At 70.8% G+C, this 23,244-nt stretch carries 26 protein-coding genes; 12 read left to right on the top strand and 14 right to left on the bottom strand.

Annotated elements, in window-relative coordinates; translation table 11 throughout:
* The first annotated feature begins 2 nt into the window (after positions 1-2).
* Complete coding sequence (locus ABZX10_RS12255) at positions 3-1,475, top strand: aldehyde dehydrogenase family protein (protein ID WP_355539466.1); 1,473 nt, start codon at positions 3-5, stop codon at positions 1,473-1,475.
* Between the two features lie 61 nt (positions 1,476-1,536).
* Here the strand turns inward: ABZX10_RS12255 and ABZX10_RS12250 are convergent, their stop codons facing one another.
* The 5 genes from ABZX10_RS12250 to ABZX10_RS12230 form a co-directional block, all read right to left on the bottom strand.
* The gene (locus ABZX10_RS12250) at positions 1,537-2,859 is read right to left on the bottom strand and encodes an MFS transporter (protein WP_355539463.1); all 1,323 of its coding nucleotides are present in this window, start codon (positions 2,857-2,859) and stop codon (positions 1,537-1,539) included.
* A 111-nt stretch (positions 2,860-2,970) separates the two neighbouring features.
* Positions 2,971-4,041: a zinc-binding dehydrogenase gene (locus ABZX10_RS12245; RefSeq protein WP_355539460.1), complete on the bottom strand. Its 1,071-nt coding sequence runs from the start codon at positions 4,039-4,041 to the stop codon at positions 2,971-2,973.
* Positions 4,041-4,577 (bottom strand): cupin domain-containing protein, encoded by a 537-nt coding sequence (locus ABZX10_RS12240; protein ID WP_355539457.1) that lies wholly within the window; start codon positions 4,575-4,577, stop codon positions 4,041-4,043. The genes ABZX10_RS12245 and ABZX10_RS12240 overlap by 1 nt, the downstream gene beginning before the upstream one ends.
* A 55-nt stretch (positions 4,578-4,632) precedes the next feature.
* A complete protein-coding gene (locus tag ABZX10_RS12235; protein ID WP_355539454.1) occupies positions 4,633-6,024 on the bottom strand; it encodes an MmgE/PrpD family protein in 1,392 nt (463 codons plus the stop codon).
* A 20-nt stretch (positions 6,025-6,044) separates the two neighbouring features.
* Positions 6,045-7,523: an aldehyde dehydrogenase gene (locus ABZX10_RS12230; protein ID WP_355539451.1), complete on the bottom strand. Its 1,479-nt coding sequence runs from the start codon at positions 7,521-7,523 to the stop codon at positions 6,045-6,047.
* Positions 7,524-7,781: 258 nt separating this feature from the next.
* Between ABZX10_RS12230 and ABZX10_RS12225 the strand changes: the two genes are divergently transcribed.
* Together ABZX10_RS12225 and ABZX10_RS12220 are read left to right on the top strand one after the other, a co-directional pair.
* A complete protein-coding gene (locus ABZX10_RS12225; protein WP_355539448.1) occupies positions 7,782-9,005 on the top strand; it encodes a CoA transferase in 1,224 nt (407 codons plus the stop codon).
* Positions 9,002-10,213: a CoA transferase gene (locus ABZX10_RS12220; RefSeq protein WP_355539445.1), complete on the top strand. Its 1,212-nt coding sequence runs from the start codon at positions 9,002-9,004 to the stop codon at positions 10,211-10,213. Before ABZX10_RS12225 ends, ABZX10_RS12220 begins: the two co-directional genes overlap by 4 nt.
* On the opposite strand, the gene ABZX10_RS12215 is transcribed toward ABZX10_RS12220, so the two are convergent.
* Genes ABZX10_RS12215 through ABZX10_RS12205 form a run of 3 tightly spaced genes read right to left on the bottom strand, consistent with a single transcriptional unit; the run spans position 10,210 to position 12,749 of the window.
* The gene (locus ABZX10_RS12215; protein WP_355539442.1) at positions 10,210-11,844 is read right to left on the bottom strand and encodes a dihydroxyacetone kinase family protein; all 1,635 of its coding nucleotides are present in this window, start codon (positions 11,842-11,844) and stop codon (positions 10,210-10,212) included. The genes ABZX10_RS12220 and ABZX10_RS12215 overlap by 4 nt on opposite strands.
* A 9-nt stretch (positions 11,845-11,853) precedes the next feature.
* The gene (locus ABZX10_RS12210; RefSeq protein ID WP_355539439.1) at positions 11,854-12,285 is read right to left on the bottom strand and encodes a histidine phosphatase family protein; all 432 of its coding nucleotides are present in this window, start codon (positions 12,283-12,285) and stop codon (positions 11,854-11,856) included.
* An 11-nt stretch (positions 12,286-12,296) separates the two neighbouring features.
* The gene (locus ABZX10_RS12205) at positions 12,297-12,749 is read right to left on the bottom strand and encodes a histidine phosphatase family protein (protein WP_355539436.1); all 453 of its coding nucleotides are present in this window, start codon (positions 12,747-12,749) and stop codon (positions 12,297-12,299) included.
* A 40-nt stretch (positions 12,750-12,789) separates the two neighbouring features.
* Between ABZX10_RS12205 and ABZX10_RS12200 the strand changes: the two genes are divergently transcribed.
* Together ABZX10_RS12200 and ABZX10_RS12195 are read left to right on the top strand one after the other, a co-directional pair.
* Positions 12,790-12,999, top strand: coding sequence for a hypothetical protein (locus ABZX10_RS12200; RefSeq protein ID WP_355539433.1), 210 nt, complete (start codon positions 12,790-12,792; stop codon positions 12,997-12,999).
* A 29-nt stretch (positions 13,000-13,028) separates the two neighbouring features.
* Positions 13,029-13,358: an RNA-binding S4 domain-containing protein gene (locus ABZX10_RS12195; protein ID WP_355539430.1), complete on the top strand. Its 330-nt coding sequence runs from the start codon at positions 13,029-13,031 to the stop codon at positions 13,356-13,358.
* Here the strand turns inward: ABZX10_RS12195 and ABZX10_RS12190 are convergent.
* The gene (locus ABZX10_RS12190) at positions 13,341-13,889 is read right to left on the bottom strand and encodes a hypothetical protein (RefSeq protein ID WP_355539427.1); all 549 of its coding nucleotides are present in this window, start codon (positions 13,887-13,889) and stop codon (positions 13,341-13,343) included. The two genes, ABZX10_RS12195 and ABZX10_RS12190, sit on opposite strands and share 18 nt — an antisense overlap.
* Before the next feature lies 1 nt (position 13,890).
* Complete coding sequence (locus ABZX10_RS12185) at positions 13,891-14,334, bottom strand: hypothetical protein (RefSeq protein ID WP_355539424.1); 444 nt, start codon at positions 14,332-14,334, stop codon at positions 13,891-13,893.
* 128 nt (positions 14,335-14,462) lie between these two features.
* Between ABZX10_RS12185 and ABZX10_RS12180 the strand changes: the two genes are divergently transcribed.
* The gene (locus ABZX10_RS12180) at positions 14,463-15,500 is read left to right on the top strand and encodes an MBL fold metallo-hydrolase (RefSeq protein ID WP_355539421.1); all 1,038 of its coding nucleotides are present in this window, start codon (positions 14,463-14,465) and stop codon (positions 15,498-15,500) included.
* Positions 15,501-15,560: 60 nt separating this feature from the next.
* Complete coding sequence (locus ABZX10_RS12175) at positions 15,561-16,454, top strand: CoA ester lyase (RefSeq protein WP_355539816.1); 894 nt, start codon at positions 15,561-15,563, stop codon at positions 16,452-16,454.
* A 43-nt stretch (positions 16,455-16,497) separates the two neighbouring features.
* On the opposite strand, the gene ABZX10_RS12170 is transcribed toward ABZX10_RS12175, so the two are convergent.
* The gene (locus ABZX10_RS12170) at positions 16,498-17,190 is read right to left on the bottom strand and encodes a GntR family transcriptional regulator (protein ID WP_355539418.1); all 693 of its coding nucleotides are present in this window, start codon (positions 17,188-17,190) and stop codon (positions 16,498-16,500) included.
* 90 nt (positions 17,191-17,280) lie between these two features.
* Between ABZX10_RS12170 and ABZX10_RS12165 the strand changes: the two genes are divergently transcribed.
* A complete protein-coding gene (locus ABZX10_RS12165; RefSeq protein WP_355539415.1) occupies positions 17,281-17,817 on the top strand; it encodes a GNAT family N-acetyltransferase in 537 nt (178 codons plus the stop codon).
* On the opposite strand, the gene ABZX10_RS12160 is transcribed toward ABZX10_RS12165, so the two are convergent.
* From ABZX10_RS12160 to ABZX10_RS12150, 3 genes are read right to left on the bottom strand one after another with little or no spacing between them, the layout of a single operon-like run.
* Complete coding sequence (locus ABZX10_RS12160; protein WP_355539412.1) at positions 17,706-19,337, bottom strand: adenylate/guanylate cyclase domain-containing protein; 1,632 nt, start codon at positions 19,335-19,337, stop codon at positions 17,706-17,708. The two genes, ABZX10_RS12165 and ABZX10_RS12160, sit on opposite strands and share 112 nt — an antisense overlap.
* Positions 19,338-19,371: 34 nt before the next feature.
* Positions 19,372-19,857 carry an SRPBCC family protein gene (locus tag ABZX10_RS12155; RefSeq protein WP_355539409.1) on the bottom strand — a complete coding sequence of 162 codons (486 nt, stop codon included), beginning with the start codon at positions 19,855-19,857 and terminating at the stop codon, positions 19,372-19,374.
* On the bottom strand, positions 19,854-20,204 hold the full coding sequence (locus ABZX10_RS12150) for a metalloregulator ArsR/SmtB family transcription factor (RefSeq protein WP_355539813.1): 351 nt from the start codon (positions 20,202-20,204) through the stop codon (positions 19,854-19,856). The genes ABZX10_RS12155 and ABZX10_RS12150 overlap by 4 nt, the downstream gene beginning before the upstream one ends.
* Positions 20,205-20,349: 145 nt before the next feature.
* On the opposite strand from ABZX10_RS12150, the gene ABZX10_RS12145 reads away from it, so the two are divergent.
* Genes ABZX10_RS12145 through ABZX10_RS12130 form a run of 4 tightly spaced genes read left to right on the top strand, consistent with a single transcriptional unit; the run spans position 20,350 to position 23,240 of the window.
* Positions 20,350-21,825 carry an ABC transporter substrate-binding protein/permease gene (locus ABZX10_RS12145; protein ID WP_355539406.1) on the top strand — a complete coding sequence of 492 codons (1,476 nt, stop codon included), beginning with the start codon at positions 20,350-20,352 and terminating at the stop codon, positions 21,823-21,825.
* Positions 21,822-22,577: an amino acid ABC transporter ATP-binding protein gene (locus tag ABZX10_RS12140; RefSeq protein ID WP_355539403.1), complete on the top strand. Its 756-nt coding sequence runs from the start codon at positions 21,822-21,824 to the stop codon at positions 22,575-22,577. Before ABZX10_RS12145 ends, ABZX10_RS12140 begins: the two co-directional genes overlap by 4 nt.
* A 19-nt stretch (positions 22,578-22,596) precedes the next feature.
* Positions 22,597-22,923, top strand: a complete 327-nt coding sequence (locus tag ABZX10_RS12135; RefSeq protein ID WP_355539400.1) for a hypothetical protein — start codon at positions 22,597-22,599, stop codon at positions 22,921-22,923.
* A complete protein-coding gene (locus ABZX10_RS12130) occupies positions 22,836-23,240 on the top strand; it encodes a pyridoxamine 5'-phosphate oxidase family protein (RefSeq protein WP_355539810.1) in 405 nt (134 codons plus the stop codon). Before ABZX10_RS12135 ends, ABZX10_RS12130 begins: the two co-directional genes overlap by 88 nt.
* The last annotated feature ends 4 nt before the right edge of the window (positions 23,241-23,244 follow it).

The raw sequence follows: 23,244 nt of genomic DNA, 5'->3' as shown, positions 1-23,244 counted from the left end.
CGATGACTGTTGCAACCGGTCTGCGCGCGGCGGAACTGTACATCGACGGCGTGTGGCGAGCGGGGAACTCGGACCCGGTCGTCACCGTCGGACCGGCGACGGGACAGGAAGTGGCACAGTCGCCTTCGGCGAGCTCCGGCCAGGTGGACGCTGCGCTGGCGGCCGCGCGGGCGGCGTTCGACGGAGGGGAGTGGAGCCGCCTGGGGCCGGCGGACCGCCGTGCCCTCCTGCATCGGCTCGCGGACCTGATGCAGGAGAACCGGGACGAGCTGATCCGGACCGCCGCGATCGAGCTCGGTACGCCGATCTCGACGGGGCCGACGCTGCACGTGGACCTGCCCGCCAAGTACTTCCGGTGGTTCGGCGACGCCGCTCTTCGCGGGCCGGGCGAGGGGTACGAGCAGCCGATGCCCTTGGACCACGATCCGATCACCACCAGCGGCATGCTGCTCCGGCGGCCCGTGGGGGTGGTCGGCGCCGTGGTCGCCTACAACGTGCCGATCATGATGTCGGCCTACAAGCTGGGCGGGGCGCTCGCGGCAGGGTGCTCGACGGTGCTCGTCACCTCACCGAAATCCGTGCTGTTGACCGAGGCCTTCGTGCGTCTGGTCGACGCGGCCGGATTCCCCCGGGGGGCGGTCAATTTCGTCTTCGGTCCACCGGAAGTCACTGCCGCGGTGGCCGGGTCGCCGTTGGTGGACATGGTGACGTTCACCGGGTCGCCCGCCGTTGGCGCGAAGATCCTGCAGCTCGCGGCGCCGAACCTGACCAAGGCAGTCCTCGAACTGGGCGGGAAGTCGCCGAACATCGTGCTCCCCGGGGCGGATCTGTCGAAGGTCGTCGGGCCGTCCGCGTTGCGGTTCACCCGCAACAGCGGGCAGGCGTGTGGCGCGACCACGCGCACGTTCGTCCCGCGGGCGGAACTCGAGGAGTACGTCGAACTCTCCAGCGCGTTCCTGGGCACCCTGACGGTGGGGGATCCGTTCGACGCCGGCACGGTGCTGGGACCGCTCAGCTCCGCCGAGCACCTGTCCACCGTGCAGGGCTTCCTCTCCCGTGCGCAGGCCGACGGCGCCGCGTTCCCGGTGGGCGGCACGCGGCCCGGTGGCGTCCTCGCGGACGGGTTCTACCTCGATCCGACGCTCGTGACCGGGGTCGGCAACGGCGCGGAGATCGCGCAGCAGGAGCTCTTCGCCCCGGTGGGCGTCGTTGTTCCGTACGACGATGTCGACGACGCGGTGCGCCTGGCGAACGACGTGCGGTACGCGCTGAACGCCAACATCTGGGGACCGACGCCGACGGCGATCGAATTCTCGCGGCGCGTGCGCTCGGGCACCGTCACCATCAATGGCGGTGGCGGCATGCGCCCCGACGCGCCGTGGGGCGGCCCGGGCGCCAGCGGGATCGGTCGCGAGGGCGGTGACGAGGGATTTCGAGAGTTCTTCGAGGTCAAGCACGTCCAGTGGCCCCTGTAACGGCGACGGTGCCCGGACAGCGGGGCTGCCCGGGCACCGTCGGCCTGGAACGGGGGAGTGATCAGGCCGCGACCGGTTCGAGGGACTCGCGCCGCCGGCGGACGACCACCGGCACCGCGAGCGCCAGGACCGCACCGATGGCGCCGGGGATCATGAACGCGTAGAAGGCCCATGACGCGCCGTGGCCGGCATCGAGGATCCAGCCGGCGACCGCCGGGCCGAGCATCGCGCCCGTGCGCCCGAGGCCCATGATCACGCCGAGGGCCGATCCGCGGGCGTTCTCGGGGAAGTTGTTCGCCACGAACCCGTAGAGCACGGTGTTGGTGCCGGTTCCACCGATTCCCGCGAACACGATCGCGACCAGGAGCAGGCCGGTGTCCATCTTGTTGGTGAGGACGGCGAGCGCGACCACGCCGATGAGGAACAGAGCCGGAACGACCTTCCCCGGGCCGACGCGATCGGCGAAGTACGAGCCGATCACCGCGCCGATCACGCCGCCCGCCTGCAGGGCGAGCAGGAATTGCAGCGACGAGCCGAGCGCGTAGCCCTGGCTCCGCATCAGGGCCGGCGCCCAGGTGTTCAGGCCGTAGACCATCACGTTGACGCAGATGCTGATCAGGACGAACAGCACTACGCGCACGACCATCGAGGAGGTCGCCAGCGTGCGCAGCCCGCCCTGCCGGTCGGCCGTCGGCGCGGCCGACGCCGCGAGCACGGCACCGTCGATCGTGTCCTGCCGGCCGTACTGCGCGGCGAGCGCGCGGGCCTCGTCGAGGCGGCCGGAGCGGACCAGGTACTCGACGGACTCGGGCAGGCGCAGGTACATGACGGGCAGCAGCACGATGAAGCAGGCCGCGACCCAGAACAGTGACCGCCAGTGCAGGTGGGGGAGCATCCACATCGCCACCAGCGAGGCCAGGATGCCGCCGAAGGAGAAGCCGGTGAGCATCGCCCCGTTGTAGAGCATGCGGCGCTTCGGCGGGGCGTACTCGAGCGTGAGGGCCACCGCGGACGGGACGACGGCGCCGATCCCCACGCCCGTGATGAACCGGGACACGCCGAACACCGCGACCGAGGGCGCGAGGGCGCTGAGCAGGGAGCCGGCCGAGAACAGGATGATCCCGGCGAACAGCGCCGAGCGGCGGCCGCGGCGGTCGGCCAGCGGTCCCGCCGCGAGGAAGCCGAGCATCAACCCGCCCAACGTCCAGGAGCCGATCAGCCCGGCCGTGCTCTTCGACAGGTGCCACCCGGGCTCGTCGAGCAACTCGGGCAGGGCTGCGCCGTAGATCACCATGTCGTAACCGTCGGCGACGATGATGGCGAAGCACAGGAACGCCACGGCGAGGCCGCTGCGTCGCGCGGTGATGGAACCGGGGATGGACATGGGACTCTCCGAACAGTGAAGGGGTACGACGAAACACGCTTGCGAGGTGCCCGAGGGTGTCGGGCACCTCGCACGCGCTGTGTGGTGATGGTGCGAGCGGAAGCTCGCGGATCAGAACTCGAAGACGGCCTTGCCGCGCGTCTGCTTGTCGAACTCGACGTACGCCTTGCCGGCGTCCTCGATGCTCCAGCGGTCGCTGAACACCGCGTCGACGTCGATGCCGTGGTTGGCGACGAACCGGGCGCACTCGCCCATTCCCACGTTGTTGAACGTGTAGGAGCCGATCACCGAGACCTGCTTGATGACCAGATCGGGCGAGACGTCCAGGTCGATGTTGCCGCCCAGGCCGACGAGCACGATGCGGCCCCAGGTGCCGAGGGCACGCGTCGCGGCCTTCCGCGCCGCCGGGACGCCCGAGGTGTCGATCGCCGCGGAGGCGCCGCGACCCTTGGTCAGATCCTTGACCGCGTCGGCGACGTCCACCTTGGTGGAGTCGAGCACGTAGTCGGCGCCCAGTCGCGCCGCGGTCGACAGCTTGTCCGCTGTGACGTCGGTGACGATCACCTTGCAGCCCAGGGCCTTGGTGAACTGGATCGCGGCCTGGCCTATCGGGCCGGCGCCCGCGATGAGCACCGTGTCGCTGCCGGTGATGTTGCCGCGCTTGATCGCGCCGAACGCCGTACCGGTACCGCAGGCGATCGCCGCGCCAGCCGAGAAGCTGATCGAATCCGGCAGCGTCACCAGCGTCTCCGCGGGTACCACGATGTACTCGGCGTGGCCGCCGTTCGCGGTGGCGCCGTAGATGGTGGCGCCCTGCACGCACAGCTGGGACCAGCCGGTGCGACAGGCGTCGCAGTAGCCGCAGCCCTTGTAGTGGAAGACCATCACGCGGTCGCCCACGCTCCAGGCGCGGGGATCCACGCCGGGGCCGAGCTCCTCGATCACGCCGCAGGGCTCGTGCCCGGCGACGATCTTCGGGACCTCGGTGATGCCCCGCTCGGAGAAGTCCTTGAAGCCCAGGGCCTTCAGGGCCTCCTCCGGCGGATCACGGTAGAACTTCAGGTCGCTGCCGCACAGGCCGGAGGCCTTGATCCGGACGACCACCTCGCCGGGTCCGGGCGTGGGGTCCGGGAAGTCGGTGACCTCGAGTTCCCGGTTGCCCTTGAAGTAGACGCCCCTCATCAGCGGGTCGCCGCAACCATGGTGGCCAGCACGACGGCGGGCTTGTCGGTCTTGTTGCTCCAGATGTGCTTGATGCCGCGGTTGACGATCGTGTCGCCGGGCACCATCTTCGTCTCGCCGGTCTCGGTCACGGCGTACAGCTCGCCCGACAGCAGCGTCACGACGTCGACCGTGTCGGTCTCGTGCCAGAGGCCGCCCGCCTGGCCCTCCTCGGCACCGTCGTGGCTGTCGCCGCCGTGGAAGGCGTCGAGCGACTCGGCGTACGCGGCGGCGTCGAACTCGCTGTCCGGCGGGAAGCTCGCGATGCGGACGGTGAGGCCGTTGGCCGGCGGATCGATGACGGGGTCGGTGCCGAGGGTGTTCGGGGCGAGGATGTTGTTCGGGATCGAGTCGAACTGCCACAGTTCCATGACGGTGAAGCCGGGCGTCGCGACCCGGACCTCGGTGTTGCCGTCCGAGATGATGGTCGACTTGCCGTTGTCGTCCAGGCCCGTGACGATCAGGCGGGATTGCGCGTTGAGGTGTTCTCCGGGCATTTTTCTCTCCTTGGGTGAGGGTGTATCTACGGGTCGAACGTTGTGGTCGGTGTGATCAGCGCCGCAGCAGGGCCGCGAAGACCGAGGCCGGCGTGTCGAGTGGCGCGCCCTTGATCGCGGTGAGCAGTTCGTCGGCTCGGGCGTCGCCGAGCTCCTCGACGGCGAGGTCGCGGTACTTGGCATCGAGGTCGGCCTCGGACATCGGGTTGTCGGCCGAGCCCACGGAGTCCTCCACGAACAGGTGCTCGGTGGAACCGTCGGTGAAGGTGACGGTGATGTCGCCCACCATCTTCCGGCCGTAGTCCTTGTCGAGCTCCGGCTCCGGACGGATGGTGATGCGCTGCGCGAACTCGGCGACCTCGCTGGACGGGCCGAGGTCGAGGCGGCCGTCCAGGTAGGCCTTGTGCACCTGGTAGCCGTTCCCGATCCCGAGCGCGGACAGCGAGAACTGGAAGGGGAGCGCGTACTGCAGCTGCTCGATCTTCTGCGGCGCCCAGGCGCTCACGTTCTTGTTGCCCACGACCACGTCGCCCGAGGGCTGGATCGCCAGCTCCACCTTCTCGATCTCGCCCACGCGGCTCGAGAGGGTGCGCGCCCCGTCGATGAAGGCGTGGTTGTAGCCGCACGCGCAGTAGGGCTTGAACAGCGGGCCCGCGATCTCGAACGGGCGGTCCAGCGCGAACCGGTCGGTGTCGGCCTCGGTGAGTTCGCGCCGCACGAAGGTGTTGAAGAAGCCCTTGTTGCCCGAGAGGAACTTCGTCGGGCCGGTGATGCCCGCCGCCGCCATCTCCGCGGCCCGGATCCCGTTGCGGGTACCGATGCCGGAGTGGATGCGCTTGATCGAGCCGCCCGAGCTGGTGTACTCGGTGGTACCCGAACTGTGGCTGAACGCGATCGACAGCGCGTGCAGCGTGGTCTCGGCGTCGTAGCCCTTCATCTTCGCGACGACGGCCGCCGCGCCGAAGGGGGAGAGCACCGCGTGCGGGTGGAAGCCGTTCTGCAGCAGCATCGGCGCGGCCAGGGTGCCGATCCGGGTGTAGATCTCGTAGCCGGCGACGATGCCGACCAGGACGTCCTCGATCGTCGCGCCGATCTCCTCGCCGATCGCGATCGCCGCGGACACCACGGCGCTGCCCGGGTGGCTGAGCGAGGCGCTGTGCGCGTCGTCGTACTCGAAGCTGTGGCCGAAGGTCGCGTTGACGAAAGCGGCGTCGGCGGCGCTGAACTTCGCATCCGACGCGGTGACACTGGAGGCGCCCGGGGCGTGCGAGGCGCGGGTCAGGTCCAGTACGGCCTGGCACCACGGGAGCGAACTGCAGCCGACCTGCAGCGCGAGCTGGTCCTCCATCAGGCGGCGGGTGCCCGCGAGGGCCTCGGGAGTGATCGTGTCGAAGGTCAGGCCGGTGACGAAGGCGGCCGCGGCCTGCTCGATGGTGAGTTCTGTCATGGAAGTGGTCCTCCTCGAAGTCAGGACAGGCGGTCGTAGGTGGCGGCGGGCAGGCCGTAGGACTTGAGCTCGACGTAGGCGTCGAAGCCCTCGAGGCCGGCCTCGCGGCCGATGCCGCTGTTCTTGAAGCCGCCGATGGGCGCGGTGAAGCCGACGCCGTTGCCGTTCACCTCGACGGTGCCGGTGCGGATCTGCCGGGCGACCGCGAGCGCGTGCTCGGGATCGGCGGCGAAGACCGAGCCGTTGAGGCCGTACTCGGAGTTGTTGGCGATCGCCACGGCCTCGGCCTCGGTGTCGAAGGTGTGGACGGTGAGCACCGGTCCGAAGATCTCCTCCTGCGCGATCCGCGCGTTCGGATCGACGTCGGCGAAGATCGTGGGCTTGACGAACCAGCCGCGGTCCAGGCCGTCGGGCGTGCCGCGCCCGCCGACGAGGACGTGCGCGCCGGAGTCGACGCCGATGCCGATGTAGTCCTCGACGCGCGCGCGGTGGTTCGCGCTCGCCATGGGGCCGATCTCGGTGGCGGGATCGAAGGGATCGCCCACGGGCATCGACGCCATGAGGTCCACGAGGCGGTCGTAGAGCTCGTCGCGGCGCGACTGCGCCACCACGATGCGCGTCTTGTTGGAGCAGACCTGCCCGCTGTTGCGCAGCGAGACGGCGCGGATGGCGGCGATCGCGGCGTCGAGGTCGGCATCGTCGAGCAGGACGGCCGCGGACTTGCCGCCCAACTCGAGGGTGCACCGTCGGAGCGCCTCACCGCAGATCGCGCCGATCCGGCGGCCCGCGCCGGTGGAGCCGGTGAAGGAGATCTTGTCGACGCCGTTGTGGCGCACCAGGTACTCGCTGACCTCGCGCTGCGCCGGCACGACGTTGACGACGCCCGGCGGGAGGCCGATCTCGTCGAGCAGGTGCGCCAGGAAGTAGGCGTCGAGCGGCGTCTCGGGCGTGGGCTTGATGACCATCGTGCAGCCGGCGAGCAGCGCGGGCGCGAGCTTGATCATGGTGATCAGTAGCGGCGCGTTCCACGGGACGATCGCGCCGACGACGCCGACCGGCTCGCGGGTGACCATCGCGTTGCCGGTGACGGACTGCCGGAAGTCGGTCCACGGGTACTGCGGTGCCAGGTCCAGGAAGGCGTCCAGCAGGAGCCGGGGGCCGATGGACTGCATCTTGGTCGAGATGGTGATCGGGGCGCCCATCTCCGAGGTGACCAGCGCGGCCGCGTCGGCCTCGTGCTCGGCCAGTTTCGCGCTCAGCTTGCGCAGCAGCGCGATGCGGTCCTCGAGCGGCGTGCGGGGCCAGGGCCCGTGGTCGAACGCCTGCCGCGCGGCCGCGACCGCCTTGTCGACGTCGGCCTCGACGGCCTCGGGGACCGTTGCCACGACCTCTTCGGTGGCGGGGTTGATGACGTCGAACGTGCGGGTGCTCGACGGGCTCACCCACTCTCCGCCGATGTAGAGCTTGTCGTAGCGTGCCTGCCAACCCTGATCGCTCATCGGGCCTTCTCCTTCTGCCGGTTCGCGTGGTGCGGATCACGTCTCCCGTTCATCGAAACATGCAGGTGAATCCATGTTTCGGCGCTCGGTGTGACCGCTGACACAGCAAACTATATTATATTTATGAGACGAGCGGAAGCCCTTGGTGTGAATCGGGCCACATGCTCGCCGGGCGCGCGGCGGGGGTTACGCCGCGCGCGCCGTCATGCTAATGTATATAAAATATTTGTGATTCGGGTCACGTGAGGAGAGGCGATCATGCAGCACAAGCCGCTGGAAGGCATCCGCATCCTGGAGATCGGCGGGTACATCGCGCTGCCGTACGGCACCTCGATGCTCTGCGCCCTCGGAGCCGAGGTGGTGAAGATCGAGCGACCCGTCGTGGGCGAGGACTTCCGCCGGCACCAGAACGAGAAGAGCCCGTACTTCCGCCAGTACAACACGGGCAAGCGCAGCCTCGCGGTCGACCTGAAGTCGCAGGAGGGCGTCGACCTGGTCAAGGCGCTCATCCCGCACTTCGACGTGGTGCTCGAGAACCTGCGCCCGGGCAAGGTCGCCGCGATGGGGCTCGGCCTGGAGGACTGCCGGGCGCTGCGGCCCGACATCATCTACGGCTCCGTGACCGGCTTCGGGTCGACGGGGCCCCTGGCCGACCGGCCCGCGTACGACACCATCGGCCACGCCTTCGGCGGCCTCTACTCCATCTTCGGCGACGAGGGACACCCCCAGCTGGCCGGCGGTCTGTCCGCCGACCTCATCACCGGCATGGCCACCTGTACCGGCGTGCTCGCCGCGATCGTCGGGCGGCAGAACACGGGCCAGTCGCAGTACATGAAGACCTCGATCATGGAGGCGGTCAGCGTGCTCACCGCGGATTCCATGGCGCAGCTCTTCGAGCTCGGCCACAACCCGACGCGTACCAGCCGGCACCCGCAGGCGCAGAACTTCTGCGTCAACACGGCCTCGGGCGAGTCGATGGCCGTGCACCTGTCCTCGTCGCAGAAGTTCTGGGGCTCGCTGTGCAAGTCCATGGACCGGCTCGACCTGCTCGAGGACCCGCGGTTCGGCGAGTACCGGCCGCGCGAGGCCAACTACTTCGAGCTGGTGCCGATCGTGGCCGCCGAGTTCCTCAAGCGGCCGTACGCCGAGTGGGAGGCCATCCTCACCGCCAACGACGTGCCCTTCGCGCCGGTCCTCACGATGAGCGGCTACCGCGAGCATCCGCAGGTCGAGCACCTCGGCATGTTCGAGCCCCAGGACGACGGGCTGCCGCTGGTCCGGCCGCCATGGACCTTCGACGGCGAGCGACCCGACCGCGCCGGCACCGCGCCCCGCGTCGGCGGCGACAGCCGTTCCGTCGCGGCGGAGGTCCTCACCGCCGAGCAGATCGACGGCCTGATCGCTGCCGGCGTGCTGTTCGTCGATACCCCGGACACCACCGAGACCGCTTCGGCGGCCGAGCGCGCCGGGGCCACCGCGTGAACGCCGGCAACAGCCCCCTCGACGGCCTGCGGGTCGTCGAGTTCGCGTCCTTCGTCGCGGGCCCGTCCGCGGGCATGACCCTCGCGCAGCTCGGCGCCGACGTGATCCGCGTCGACCCGCTCGGCGGCGGACCCGACAACGGCCGCTGGCCGGTCTCGAAACAGACCGGCGGCAGCCTCTACTGGAACTCGCTCAACCGCGGCAAGAGGTCGGTCACCGTCGACGTGCGCAACCCGGAGGGGCGGGAACTGGTCCTGGCGCTGGCCACCGCCCCCGGGCCCGACGCGGGCGTCCTCGTCGACAACCAGGTGGGTCGGCCCTGGCTGACCCACGCCGCCCTCGCCGAGCGACGCCCCGACGCGATCCGCGTGCACATCGGTGGCCGCGCCGACGGCGGCCCGGCCGTGGACTACACCGTGAACTCCGAGGTCGGCGTCACCGACCTCACCGGCTCGGGCGAGAACCGCACGCCGGTCAACCACGTGCTCCCGGCGTGGGACATCATCGCCGGCCAGGCCGCGACCACCGCGCTGCTCGCGGCGCTGCGCCGCCGCGACCGCACCGGCGCCGGCTCCGACGTCGCGATCGCCCTGGAGGACATCGCCATCACGGGCATCGCGAACCTGGGCTGGCTCACCGAGGTGCGCGAGCGCGGCGACCGGCCGCGCCACGGCAACTTCATGTACGGCAGCTTCGGCGTGGACTTCGAGACCGCCGACGGCGGCCGCGTCATGATCGTCGCGCTCACGCCGCGGCAGTGGAAGGCGCTGCTCGCCGCGACCGGCACCGAGGCCGTTGTCGCCGCGATCGAGCAGGCCGTCGGCGAGGACTTCACCGACGAGGCCGCCCGCTACGTGCACCGGCAGACGCTCGCCGCGGTCATGCGCCCCTGGTTCGCCGCTCGCGACCTGGAGACGGCAGGCGGTGTGCTCACGGAGGCCGGTGTGCTGTGGAGCCGCTACCGCCGGATGAGCGACCTGGTCGCGGACTTCGAGGCCGGGACCGCGTCGGGCGTGCTCGCCGAGGTGGAGCAGCCGGGCATCGGCCCCGTCGTCTCCGCGCACAGCCCGATCCGCGAATCCGGGGAGTACGGGCCCACCGCGGCCGCGCCGGCCCTCGGGGCGGACACCGACGCGGTGCTCGCCGACGTGCTCGGCCTGTCGGACGGCGAGCTCGGGCGCCTGCACGACGCCGGCGTGCTCGCCTAACGCGACTCCGCCGCGGCCTCGAACAGCCAGGACATCACCAGCGCGCCGGGATCCGGCACGCCGCGCACCGCGTCGCCGAGGTAGCTGGCCCGGCCGCGCGAGGCGGCGCTGTCCGCCGTCGCCGCGACGCCGTGTGCGGCGGCGGCGGCCGCGGCCGCGAGGGATCCGCCGGTGTCGAGGACGTCGGCGGCGGGGGAGAGTGCGTCCACCACGGTCTTGTCGCCGACCCGCGCGCCGCCCAGCTCGACCACGGCGTCGAGCCCGGCCCGGACGCCCGCGGCGAGGCCGGCACCGTCGGGCGCAAGGGCCCGGGCGAGCTCGGTGAGGAAGGTCCCGAAGACGGCGCCGGAGGTGCCGCCCGACCGCACCAGGTAGGACGTGGCCATTGCGCCGAGGACGTCGGAATCCGAGCCGCGCAGGGGCAGTGGGAAGTGGCCGAGTGCGGCGGCCATGTTGGTGCCGAAGTCGCCGTCGCCGGCCTGTCGATCCAGCTCGGTCAGCTCGTCCACCGATCGCTGCACCCGCCCCACGAAGTCCGACAGCCAGACGTTCGGCTCGCCGCGCGCGGCGGAGTCGTCCGGGAGCGCCTGCGCGAGCGGATCCAGGTTCGACGGTGCCGCGGCGGTGTTCGGCCAGCCCGGCGCCGCGGTCGGCGCGTCCCAGAGCCGGATCAGCTCGTCGTCGAGCGGGACCACGGTGATCGAGGCGCCGGCCATGTCGAGGGCGGTGATCACGCGCCCGACGAGCGAGCGCACGACCTCGATCCCGCGCTCGCCCAACTGTTTCACCGTTTCGGCGAAGAGCACGCCGAGCTCGAGATCGGTGACGGCGCCGAGGTTGTTGACCACGACCAGCGCGCGGTCGCCGGACGCCAGGCCCGTGCCGGGCAGGATCCGCGCGAGCAGATCGGTGACGATCTCCTCGGCGGCCACCACAGGCCGCTCGTCTCGGGCGCGCTCGCCGTGGATACCGACGCCGAACGCCATCTCGCCGTCGGCGAGGTCGAAGGAGGGCTCGGTCGCGCCGGGCACGTTGCAGGCCGAGACCGACACCGCCATCGACCGGGCGCGGGCGACGGTACGCCGGCCCAGCGCGGCGACCTCGGTCAGCGGCGCCCCGAGATCGGCTGCCGCACCGCAGATCTTCTCCACCACGACCGTGGCGGCAGTGCCGCGGCGGCCCGGGCCCGAGGTGTCCTCGGTGGCCACGTCGTCGTCGACGAGGACGACCTCCGTCTGGACGGCAGGCATCTCGCCGTCGGCGACCGCGACCAGCCGCCGAGCCACGGCGAAGTTCATGACATCGCCGGTGTAGTTCTTCACGATGTGCAGTACGCCGGCACCGGTGTCCACGGCGCGGGTCGCCGCGGCGATCTGAACGGCGTTGGGGGAGGTGAAGATCAGGCCGGGACAGGCCGCGTCGATCATGCCGGCACCGATCATGCCGACGTGCATCGGCTCGTGCCCGGACCCGCCGCCGGAGACCAGGGCGACCCCGGACGAGCGCGGCGTGCGGCGGGCGACGAACCCGGCGTCGTGCCACGCCGCATCGGGGTGGGCCGCGAGGACGCCCCGCAGACCGTCGGTGAACAGGGAGCCTGCGGAGTTCTCGAAACGCGCGCGTACCGTCACGCCCTCACGTTAGCGAGGAATGTGCAGCTCCGCGTGGCCGTCTTCGACCACCGCGAAGGCCGAGGTCGGGAACTTGGCGAAGGTGAAGGTGGGATCGAGGATCTGGGCCGCCTCCGCGAGCCCCGGGTCGTGGCCCACCACGAGCACCGTGTGAGCCTCGCCCCGCTCCGCGGCCACGATCGTCAAGATCTGCTCGCCGGTCGCGCCGTACAGCTTCGGGATGTATCGCACCGGCGCGTCCACGGCCGCCTGGTCGAGCGTCGCGCGGGCCCGCTCGGCGGTGGAGCACAGGACCAGGTCGACGACGTGCCCGTAGCGGCGGATCGCCTTGCCCGCGAGCGCCGCCTGCCGGATCCCGCGCTGCGCCAGCGGCCGGTCGTGATCCTTCACCTTGTCGGGGTACGCGGACTTTCCGTGCCGCAGCAGGATCAGGGTGTCCATGAAAGGGCATCCTACGGGGTGAACCACGCTCGCAACCGTCCCGATCCGGGGGCGGCGGGGCCGTCGTCGAGGTCCAGCAGCACGACGGTGCCGGGGGAGAAGCCCGGCAGTTCGGCGTGCGGGTCGAGCTCGGCCGCCGCCTCGGGCAGGCCCGGGAAGTGCGCGACCACCAGCAGGACCGGCACGTCGCCGGGGATGCCGTTGATCTCGTCGAGCACGCGGCGACCGGGACACTCGTACAGCTCTTCCGTCGCGGTCATCGGACACCGCAGTCCCGTCGCGTGGAAGGTCTCGACGGTCCGCCGTGCGGACGAGACGAGCGCGTGGTCGGGCTCGAGGCCCTGCTCGGCGAGCCACTGCGCGGACCGTCGGGCCTGGTCCCTGCCGTTCTCGGTGATCGGGCGGGCCTCGTCGGGGATCGACATGCCCGCCTCGCCGTGTCGCATGAGTGCCAGCACCGTCATGGTCCGATCTTGCCCTGCCGGGAATGCGTACATTGGTGACATGGCAGGAAAAGAGCTCGATCCCGCGCGCAAGCAGGCCGCGCTGGACGTCGTGAAGCAGCATCCCGGGATGGTCGCCGCGATGGCGGCGCCCGCGGTGGTCGTGGTCATCGTCGGATTCGTCGTCGAGCCCTGGATCGGCATCCTGTTGCTCGTGGCGCTGGGCGCGCTCGGCGCCGTCGGTCTGTCGCGGCTGCTGCGCGCGCGGTAGCGGTGCGGGTCGACGCTTGGCTGTGGTCGGTGCGGCTGACCAAGACGCGGTCCGCCGCCGCCACGGCGTGCCGCGGCGGGCACGTGCGCGTCAACGGCGCCGCCGCCAAGCCCGCGCAGCACATCGTCGTGGGCGACGAGGTGCGGTTGCGGCTGGGCGGGCGGGAACGGATCGTCGAGGTGGCGACGCTGATTCCCAAGCGCGTCGGCGCGCCGGTCGCCGCCACCTGCTACATCGACCACAGTCCGCCGCCCCCGCCGCGGGAGATCGCCGCGTCGATGCCGCACCGCGACCGCGGTGCGGGGCGTCCCACCAAGCGCGAGCGCCGCGAGACCGATCGGCTACTCGGGCGGGACTGATGCGGCGTCGATGATCCGTTCGAACCACAGTTCCTGCGCCCCGAACAATCCCGTGTCGGCACCGAAGTACCGGCGGATGACCGCCTCGATCTGCTCCTCGTGGGTGTACCCCAGGAGTCGGCACAGGGTGGCGGCATCCCGCAGGTCCCCGTCGGACAGGCGGGTCGACATCGCCTTCATCGCGAGTATGTATTCAGGTGAGGCGATCTCGATACTGAGTGCGGGGCCGATCCGGCGGGTCATGGGGTGGTCGTCGGACAGTGGCGGCATGTGTGCTTGTGTCACGCCGTCGGACAGCCAGTTCGACGGCAGCCCGCGTTCGCGCGCAACGGCGTGCGCGGCGTCGAGGAGCTCGTCGCGAGGGCGCAGCACGCCGTCGACGTCGCCCGTGGAGCGACCCGCGTTGTAGGCCAGGGCCATGGCCGCGCCGCCGACGAGAAACACTCGTCCCTCCAGGCCGCGCCGGCGGAGTTCGGCCTCAAGCGCGCCGAGCAGATCTTCGATCTGCGCGGCGCTGAGAGTCAGGGGCACGTCACACTCCTTCGAGGTTGCCGGCAGCGAGGATCACGTTGCGTTCGCGGAGGGCGACCGGGGTGCGCAGCATCTCCAGCAGCCGGTACCGCGCAGGGATGCGCAGCGGGTCGAACAGGTCGGTACTGATGCGGCCCGGCTGCGAGCACCAGTCCAGAACGCCCGGTGAGACGCGTCCGGAACCGGTGAACACCGCGACGCCTGCGAAGAGCGCGTCCCAGCCGGGGTGGCCGGTCAGTGGCGGTTCGGCGTGAAAGGCGTCGAGTGAGTTCGCGTCGGTGAGGGCTTCGGCCTGAAGCACCGACTCTCGCAGCACCCGAACAGCGAGCGAAGGGTCCTCCCGGAGATCGGCGTCGGCCCGGAGCGTTGTGGCGAGGTCGGCGTACGTGACATAGCCCGGGGGAATCGGATCCCCGGCCGGGGCCGCCCTTGAGTCTGTATTCACCACGCCTCCTCTCGAGCTCTTCCATCCACTCTACGACCGACCGGAGAGCGATTCGTCGGCGAACTTCGCGCGGGTGGCCGCATCTGATAGAGCTTAGAAGACCTACTTGATATCGGGATGTGGTGGCGATGGTTGCGAACGAGCAGGACTGGACCGCGGCGGGACCGCACGAGGTGGCCCAGGGGCTCTACCGGATCCCGCTGCCGCTGCCCATCGCAGGTCTCGCAGCCGTCAACTCCTATCTCGCGGAGGGCCCCGATGGGCTGGTGTACGTCGATCCCGGCTGGGCGACCGAGGAGAGCGAGGCCGAGGTGATCCGCGTGCTGCGGGTGCTCGGATACTCGCTCGCGGACGTCCGCACCACGGTGTGCACCCATCATCACTGGGATCACTACTCGCAGGCGAACCGCTGGCGCGAGACGATCGGCAGCCGCCAGCTGATCGGGCGCGAGGAGCGGCACAGCGTGCTCGGCTACTCGGTGGATGCGCCCGTCCGCTACCCGACCCAGGTCGCGCAGCTGCGCGAGGAGGGCGCCGCCGATCTCGCCGATGCGATCGCCTCGATGGGCGTGCCGGACCTGGAGACGGCGATGGGGTACCACGCGCCCGACGGCTGGCTCGACGACGGCGAGGCGATCCCTCTCGCCGAGGGTGCGTTCGAGGTCATCGCCACGCCGGGGCATACCCGCGGGCACGTCATCCTGCGGCACACCTCCTCCGGTGCGCTGATCACGGGCGATCACGTGCTGCCGCGGATCACGCCGTCGATCGGCTTCGAGTGGTCGCCCGAGCCCTCGCCCCTCAGCTCCTTCCTGGCCCCGCTCGATGCCACCTTGGCGCTGGCCGACGGCCTGCTGTTGCCCGCCCACGGGTCCGTGCTCCCCGGTACCCACGAGCGGGTCCGCGAGCAGATCGCGCACCACGAGGACCGGCTCGCCGAGGTCCTCGGCCTCGTCGCGGACGGTCTCGACACCGCGTACGCGATCGCCGCGTCGATGCGGTGGACCCGCCGCCGGCACGCGCTGGACGAGCTGGCGGTCGAGCATCGGATGATCGCGACGGGTGAGATCCGCTCGCACCTGGAGGTCCTGCGGGAGCGGGGTGCGGTCATCGTCGCCCCTGAGGGTGCCCGACGGTACCTTCCGGCCCAACCCTTGCGAATATAATATATTTACTGCTAGTGTCTGAGGTCACACGCAGATCATCGAGGGAGCAGTCATATGTCCATGAAGCCGTACCGTTCCATGCTCTTCGTTCCCGGCCACAAGTCGGCCTGGGCGGACAAGGGCATCGCCTCCGGTGCCGACGCGATCATCCTCGACCTCGAGGACTCGGTGCCGCCCGCCGAGAAGGTCGAGGCGCGGGCCACGGTCGCGGGCACGATCGACCGGCTCACGGCCGAGGGCATCCGCCCCGACCTGTGGGTACGGTGCAATCCGGACGAGACCGGGCTGCTCAACGGCGACCTCGAGGCCGTCATCCGGCCGGGCCTGACCGGCCTGTTCCTGGCCAAGGTCTACGACGCGGCCGACATCGCCGCTCTCGACGCGGTCATCACGCACATCGAGCGTCGCGACGGCCTCGAGATCGGCAAGATCCAGCTGCTCGTCTCGTACGAGACGCCCACCTCGATGGCGCGGTGCGAGGAGATCGCCGCGGCGAGCCCGCGCGTGGCTTCGCTGCTCGGCGCCACCGGCCCGGACGCCGACGCCGGTCGCTCCCTCGGCATCGAGTTCACCCCCGAGGGCCTCGAAACCCTCTACCTCCGCAGCCGCCTGGTGCTGGCCGCGGCGTCCAACGGGCTCAGTCACCCCGTGGTCGGCGTGTGGCAGGACATCAAGAACCTTGACGGGCTGCGCACCTTCTGCCTCGACAACCGCCGCCTCGGGTACCGCGGCCTCGTCGTGATCCACCCGTCGCACGTGGCGGTCGCGCACGAGGTCTTCACGCCCGACGAGAAGACCGTGGCCTACTACCGTCGCCTGCTCGCCGCGTACCACGAGGCGGAGGCCGCGGGCAGCTCGGCGGCCACCTTCGAGGGCCAGCACATCGACATCGCGCACGTGAAGACCGCCGAGGGCATCATCGCGCTCGCGGACTCGGTGGCCGCGAACGCCTGAGCGGGCGACAGATCCCGGGCCGGGCTCCGGCGAGCCGAGTCCTTCAGGACTCGACCCAGAGCCCGGCCTGTTCCAACAGCGCGATCACGTGATCCGCGCTGTCCACGAGGTGCGCCTCCATGAGCTTGCGGACCTTGCGCGAGTCCCGGGCGGTCAGTGCGTCGAGAATCTCGATGTGCTGCAGCCGGGTCGCCTCGACGTGCGCCTCCAGCGACGCGTAGAACTGGTTGGGCAGGTGCTTGACCACGCCCGCCAGCAGGCGCGCCAGCCGGTCCGAATCGGCGGCCAGGTTGATCTCGCGGTGGAAGCTGTGGCCCAGGTCGCCCACGGCCTGGGTGTCGCCGGCCGCGGCGGCCGCCATCGTCCGCTCGTTGATGTGCGCGAGGCGCTCGAGCAGCTCCGGCGTCGCGGCCTTCGCCGCGCGCGCCGCGAGCTCGCCGGCCAGTTGCCCCTGCGCCCAGAAGAGGTCGCGCACGTCCTGGCGCGTGAACTCGGCCACCTGGAACCCGCGCCGCGGAACCAGGGTGACGAAGCCCTCGCTGCGCAGCGTCAGCAGGCCCTCGCGGACCGGCGTGATCGAAACCCCGATCGCCTCCGCGATCGGCTCCATCCGCAGGAACTCGCCCGGGCGCATCCTGCCGGACATGATCTGCTCGCGGACGTAGCCCGCGACCTCCTCCGGCAGCTGGCGCCGCTTGGTGCGCCCGCGTGCGGGCAGGTCGTCCGTCTTCGCCACGGCGTCGCTCCTCTGCTGTCGAACTCCTGAACTTAATACACAATATCCGGCTCGGCGCCCGTCCGCCCGCAGGTGACTACCGTGGATCGCATGATGTCGTCACCCGTCCGGCGCGCGCGGACCGAGGACGCGGGTTCCGTGGCCGCGCTCGCCGCCCGCACCTTCCCGCTGGCGTGCCCTCCGTCGCTGGCGCGCGAGCACGTCGCCGACTTCATCGCGACGCACCTGAGTGAGGCCGAGTTCGACCGGCACCTGGCGGATCCCGCGCACCGGGTCCTCGTGGTCGACGGTGCCGGCGGCCCCGTCGGGTACGCCCTGGTGCTGCACGGCGCGCACGCCGAGGGACCGGAGGCGCTGCGCGGCGCACCGTCGGCCTACCTGTCCAAGCTGTACGTCGACCCGGAGCACCACGGCGGCGGCGTGGCCCGCGCCCTGCTCGACGCCGTCCGCACGGGCGCGGAGGGACTGCCGGTGTGGCTCGGCGTCAACGCCGAGAACGCGCGGGCGAAGCGGTTCTACGCCAAGTCGGGGTTCGTGGTGGCGGGCACGCGCACGTTCACCGTGGGCGGGACGACCTTCGTCGACGACGTGCTGGTCCTGTCGCCACCGGAGTGGCCCGGCGCGTAGAGCCGGGTGATCTCGTTGCGGCCCCGCAGATCCTGTTCGTCGGTGAAGCGCCAGTGCCGCGACTCCGCCTCGCGGGCGCCCATGACCGCGGGCTCGGAGGCGACCGGGAGCGAGGTGTCGCGCTTGGCCACCTCGGACAGGCGGGCCGACTCGTTGACCGGGTCGCCGATGACGGTGAACTCGTACCGCTCGATCGCGCCGACGTTGCCCGCGACGACGACGCCGTAGGAGACGCCGATGCCGGCCGCGAGGCCCGGGACCGCGGAGGGGAGGCGGTCGGCGATCAGCCGGGACGCGCGCAGCGCCCCGCCCGCGGGGTCCGGGTGGGGGAGCGGGGCGCCGAACACCGCGAGCACCGCGTCGCCCTCGAACTTGTTGACCAGCCCGTCGTTCTCCTCGACGGCGGTGACGATCACCTCGAAGAACCGGTTGAGCAGTGCGACGACCTCGGTCGCCGGCCGTTCCCGGGCCAGCGTCGTCGAGCCGACCACGTCGACGAACAACACGCCCACCACCTGTTCGGAGCCGCCCAGCTGCACGCCCCAGCCGAGGGCCTGCTCCGCGACCTCGCGGCCGACGTGCCGGCCGAACAGGTCGCGCAGCCGCTCGCGCTCGGCCAGCCCGGCGGTCATCTCGTTGAACCGGGCCTGCAGCTCGCCCATGTCGGAACCGTCGAACACCGTGATCGAGACGTCGTGCTCGCCGTCGCGGACGCGGCGCAGGGCGGCGCGGAGCACGCGCAGCGGCCCGACGATCGTGTCGGCGTTGAGCAGGGTGAGCAGCGGGCCGGTGAGCAGCGCGATCGCGGCGATCGCGCTGACGGCGATGCAGATGTCCATCGGGGACGACTTGCCGCCGACGGCGGCGAAGACGACGACGAGGAGGATCCCGACGATCGGCACGCCCGAGCCCACCGCCCACGCGGTGAGCGCCCGTCCCTTGAGGCGGCTGCGGCGCGCGATGGGGTAGCCGGCCTCGAGGGCCCGCGCGGCAGCGGGCCGCAGTGCGAACTCGGTGATCAGGTACGAGATGGCGCAGACCACGACGCCGCTCAGCCCGGTGACGAGGGCGACCTTCGGTATCAGTTCGGGGTCGACGATGCCGTAGCCCACCGTGACCACGATCGTCCCGCCCGCCCACAGCAGGGCCTGGATCACGGTGAGCCGCCACGGCGCGGTCATCGCCGCGCGTGCCTCCCGCGCCGTGGGCGCGTCCCCCCGGATCGACCAGCGGAGGGAACGCACCAGCCGGACCGTGCCGAGCACGACGCCGAGCAGGAACGCGATGCCGATGTAGATCGGCATCACGAGGAAGGGCATCCACCAGGCGTCCCAGCGCATCGCGGGTTTGGGGATGCCGACGGTGGCCAGGGCGATCGAGAGACCCACGCCGATGGCGTTCGCGATCAGTACGCCGGTGGTGAGCACCAGTTGGATCCGCACCCGGGTGGTCCGCGGGCTGTCGTCGGTGGAGCCCAGCAGGACCGACCCGTAGTCGGCGCGGAGCCGCGGCAACCTCATGCCGACAACGTACCGGCCCCGCGCCGCGCCCGGGTCAGACCTCGCCGGCGTCGAGGAGGTCGTCGAGCTTCGCGTATCCGTCGACGATGCCGACCTCCATGCCGCTGGCCAGCATGCCGTCGCGACTGGCGAAGCTGTCCAGCAGGGAGACGACGCGCAGGCGGGTGCGGCCGTCGCCGAGATCCTCGAAGGTCATGGTCTCGAGCGAGACCCCGTCGGGCATGTCGTCGTAGGTGAAGGTCTGCACGATCCGGTCCTCCCGGACGTCGTGGAAGCTGCCGTGGAAGGCGTACCGCTCGTCGCCGCGCGTGCTGACATAGGCCCAGCTGCCGCCGGTGCGCGCGTCCCAGTGCACGATCTCGGTGTCGATGTCGGACGGCCCCACCCATCGGGTGTAGATCTCGGGGTCGGTGTGGGCGCGGAAGAGCTGTGCGGGAGTGGCGCGGAAGTCGCGCGTGATGGTGACGGTGGGGAGGGTGGTGGAGGCCTCGATGCCGGCCTCGGCGTTGACGATGGTCATGATGCTGCTCCTTGTTCGGTGCTGTCGGTGGGGTTCTCTTCGTCGTTCATCTCGGCGAGCACCGCGTCGAGGCGCCGGTAGCGCTGCTCGGCGCGGCGGCGGTACCGCTCGATCCACCCGTTCATGAGGTCGAAGACCTCCGCCTCCAGGTGGGCGGGCCGGGCCTGCGCCCGTCGGGTCCTACTGATCAGGCCGGCGTTCTCGAGCACCGACAGGTGCTTGGAGACGGCCTGGATGCTCATGGCGTAGTGCTCGGCGATCTCGGTGAGCGTGGCGTCGCCGTCCGAGAGCCGGGCGACGATGTCGCGGCGCGTGGGGTCCGCCAGCGCGGCGAACGCGCGGGACAGGTCGTCGGTGTCGTCCGTGGCGCACCTCCTTCATGTTCAACCAATCGATTGAATACGACGGTACGCCGTCCGGCTCCGTTGGTCAACCATCGGGTTGAATACACATGTCCGGGACGGCGGGCGCCGTCGGTGATAGGAACGACGCATGCGAACAGCAGCGGTCACCGACGCCGCCCCCGCCCGGCGCAACGCATTCCGGCGGGCAGTCCTCGCGCTGCTCGTGATGCTGCTGGTCGCGGCGCCGCTGCCCGCGCACGCCGACCCGGCGCCGCCCGCCGGCGGCGTCCTGCGCGTGGGCACGGAGGGCGTGTACCCGGTGTACAGCTACCACGACGACTCCGGGAAGCTGACCGGGTACGACGTGGAGATGATCACCGCGGTCGCCGAGAAGATCGGTATGCGTGTCGAATTCGTGGAGACGCCGTGGGATTCGATGTTCGCGGCACTGGAGTCGAACCGGCTCGACCTGGTGGCGAACCAGGTCGCCGCGAATCCGGCACGCGCCGCCAAGTACGACCTGTCCGACCCCTACAGCACCGCGAGCGGGTCGATCCTGGTGCGCAAGGGTGACGACTCGGTGAAGTCCCTCGACGACATCCGCGGCAGACTCGCCGCACAGAGCTCCACGAGCAGCTGGTCCGGCGTCGCGGAGAAGGCGGGCGCGCGGATCGAGTCGGTCGCCGGGTTCGCGGAGGCGGCGACGCTGCTCGCGCAGGGTCGGGTGGACGTGGTGGTCAACGACACGGGCGTGATCCGCAACTACCTCGCGGTGAACTCCTCGGCACCGGTGAAGATCGCCGCCCAGACCCCCGACACGTCCGAGTCGGTGTTCGCGGCGCGCAAGGGATCCGGGCTCATGCCCGCCATCAACCGCGGCCTCGCCGAGATCCGCGCCGACGGTACCGCCCAGCGGATCTCGCAGAAGTACTTCGGCGCCGACGACGCCGCGCCGAAGCAGTCCACCACGTGGGACCTGGTGCGGCGCACGCTGGTCCCGCTGCTGCGGGCCATGGTGACCATGACGCTGCCGCTCACCGCGATCAGCTTCGTGATCGGCCTGGTGATCGCGCTGGCCGTCGCACTCGCGCGAATGTCCGCCCGCCGCGTGCTGCGGGCCCTGGCGACCGCGTACATCTCGGTGATCCGCGGGACGCCGTTGCTGGTGCAGCTGGTCATCATCTTCTACGGACTGCCGGCGATCGGGCTCGTCTTCGATCCGTTCTTCGCTGCGGCGATCGCGTTCTCGCTCAATGTGGGTGGCTACGCGGCCGAGATCATCCGCGCCGCGATCGGCGCGGTCCCGCGGGGGCAGTGGGAGGCGGCCACCACCATCGGCATGGACTACGGCACCTCGCTGCGCCGGATCATCCTGCCGCAGGCCGCGCGCACCGCCACACCGCCGCTCGCGAACACCCTGATCTCCTTGGTCAAGGACACCTCGCTGGCCTCCACGATCCTCGTGACCGAGGTGTTCCGGCAGGCCCAGATCGCCGCGGCGCCCACCTTCGACTTCCTCACCATGTACGTCGTCGCGGCCTGCTATTACTGGGTGGTCTGCCAGATCCTCAGCGTGTTCCAGTCGAGGCTCGAGACGCGATTCGAAAGGTACGTGACGCGATGACCGACCTGATCTCGGTGCGCGGCCTCACCAAGTCCTTCGGCGACGTGAACGTCTTGCGCGGCATCGATTTCGCCGTGCCGGAGGGTACGGTCACCGTCGTCATCGGACCCTCCGGGTCGGGCAAGACGACGGTGCTCCGCTCCCTCAACGCGCTCGAGCTGCCGGACGGGGGAACGGTCACCGTCGGCGACGCGACCGTGGACTTCGGTGCCGGGCCGCCGGGGAAGGCGGAGCTGACGCGCTATCGCTCGCAGAGCGCGATGGTCTTCCAGTCGCACAACCTGTTCCCGCATTTCACGGCGCTGCGGAATGTGACCGAGGGGCCCGTCGTCGTGCAGAAGCGGCCCCCGGCCGAGGTCGAGTCGCAGGCGCGGGACCTGCTCGCGCGGGTCGGGCTGGCCGAGCACGCGGACAAGTACCCGCACCAGCTCTCGGGTGGCCAGCAGCAGCGCGTCGGGATCGCGCGGGCGTTGGCGCTGCGGCCGCGGGTCGTGCTGTTCGACGAGCCGACCTCGGCGCTCGATCCGGAGCTGGTGGGCGACGTGCTGACCGTGATGCGCGATCTCGCGGACGAGGGCCGGACCATGGTCGTGGTGACGCACGAGATGGCCTTCGCGCGGGACGTGGCCGATCAGGTGCTGTTCGTCGACCGGGGCTTGGTGCTCGAGGCCGGTCGGCCCGCGGATGTCATCGGGAATCCGCAGCAGGACCGCACCCGCGAGTTCCTCGACCGCATCCTGCGGCCGCTGTAGGGGTCGTTACGCTCGTCGCATGGGGCACGAGCGCACGCCGGTGACGACGATCGACCAGCTGCGGGCCCTGGTGCCTGAGCCGATCCCGCGGATCCGCGACAAGGCGAAGTCAGAGCTGCACGAGGTGCACCGTCTGTTCCTCGCGGCGGCGCGGCTGTACTTCGTGGCGACCTCCGGCGCGGCCGGCGACCTCGACGTCTCCCCGAAGGGCGACCCCGCGGGCGGCGTGCTCATCCTCGACGACCGCACGACCGCACGATCGCGCTGCCCGACCGGCCCGGCAACCGCCGCGTCGACGGGCTGCGGAACCTGCTGCAGGACCCGCACGTCGCGCTCGAGTTCGTGATCCCCGGGCGCGGCGATACGCTGCGGATCAACGGAACCGCCGTCGTGCTCGCCGATGCGCCCTATGCGCAGCGAATGGCGGTGGGGGACAAGCTGCCCCAGCTCATCATCGAGGTCGCGATCGGCGAGGTCTTCTTCCACTGCAGCAAGGCCTTCCTGCGGTCCGAGGCGTGGGAGCCGTCGACCTGGCCGACGCAGGACGACGACCACGGCGTGCCCCGGCGCGCCGTCATCGCCAAATCTCTGGAGCGGCCGGACGACTCGCTCGAGGAACTGGACCGCTACTACGGCATCGGCTACGGGCGTGAGCTTTACTAGGACC

This window comes from Tsukamurella sp. NPDC003166, from assembly GCF_040611135.1.
In the GTDB taxonomy this organism is placed as follows: domain Bacteria; phylum Actinomycetota; class Actinomycetes; order Mycobacteriales; family Mycobacteriaceae; genus Tsukamurella.
This window is presented reverse-complemented; position numbering and strand designations above follow the sequence as displayed.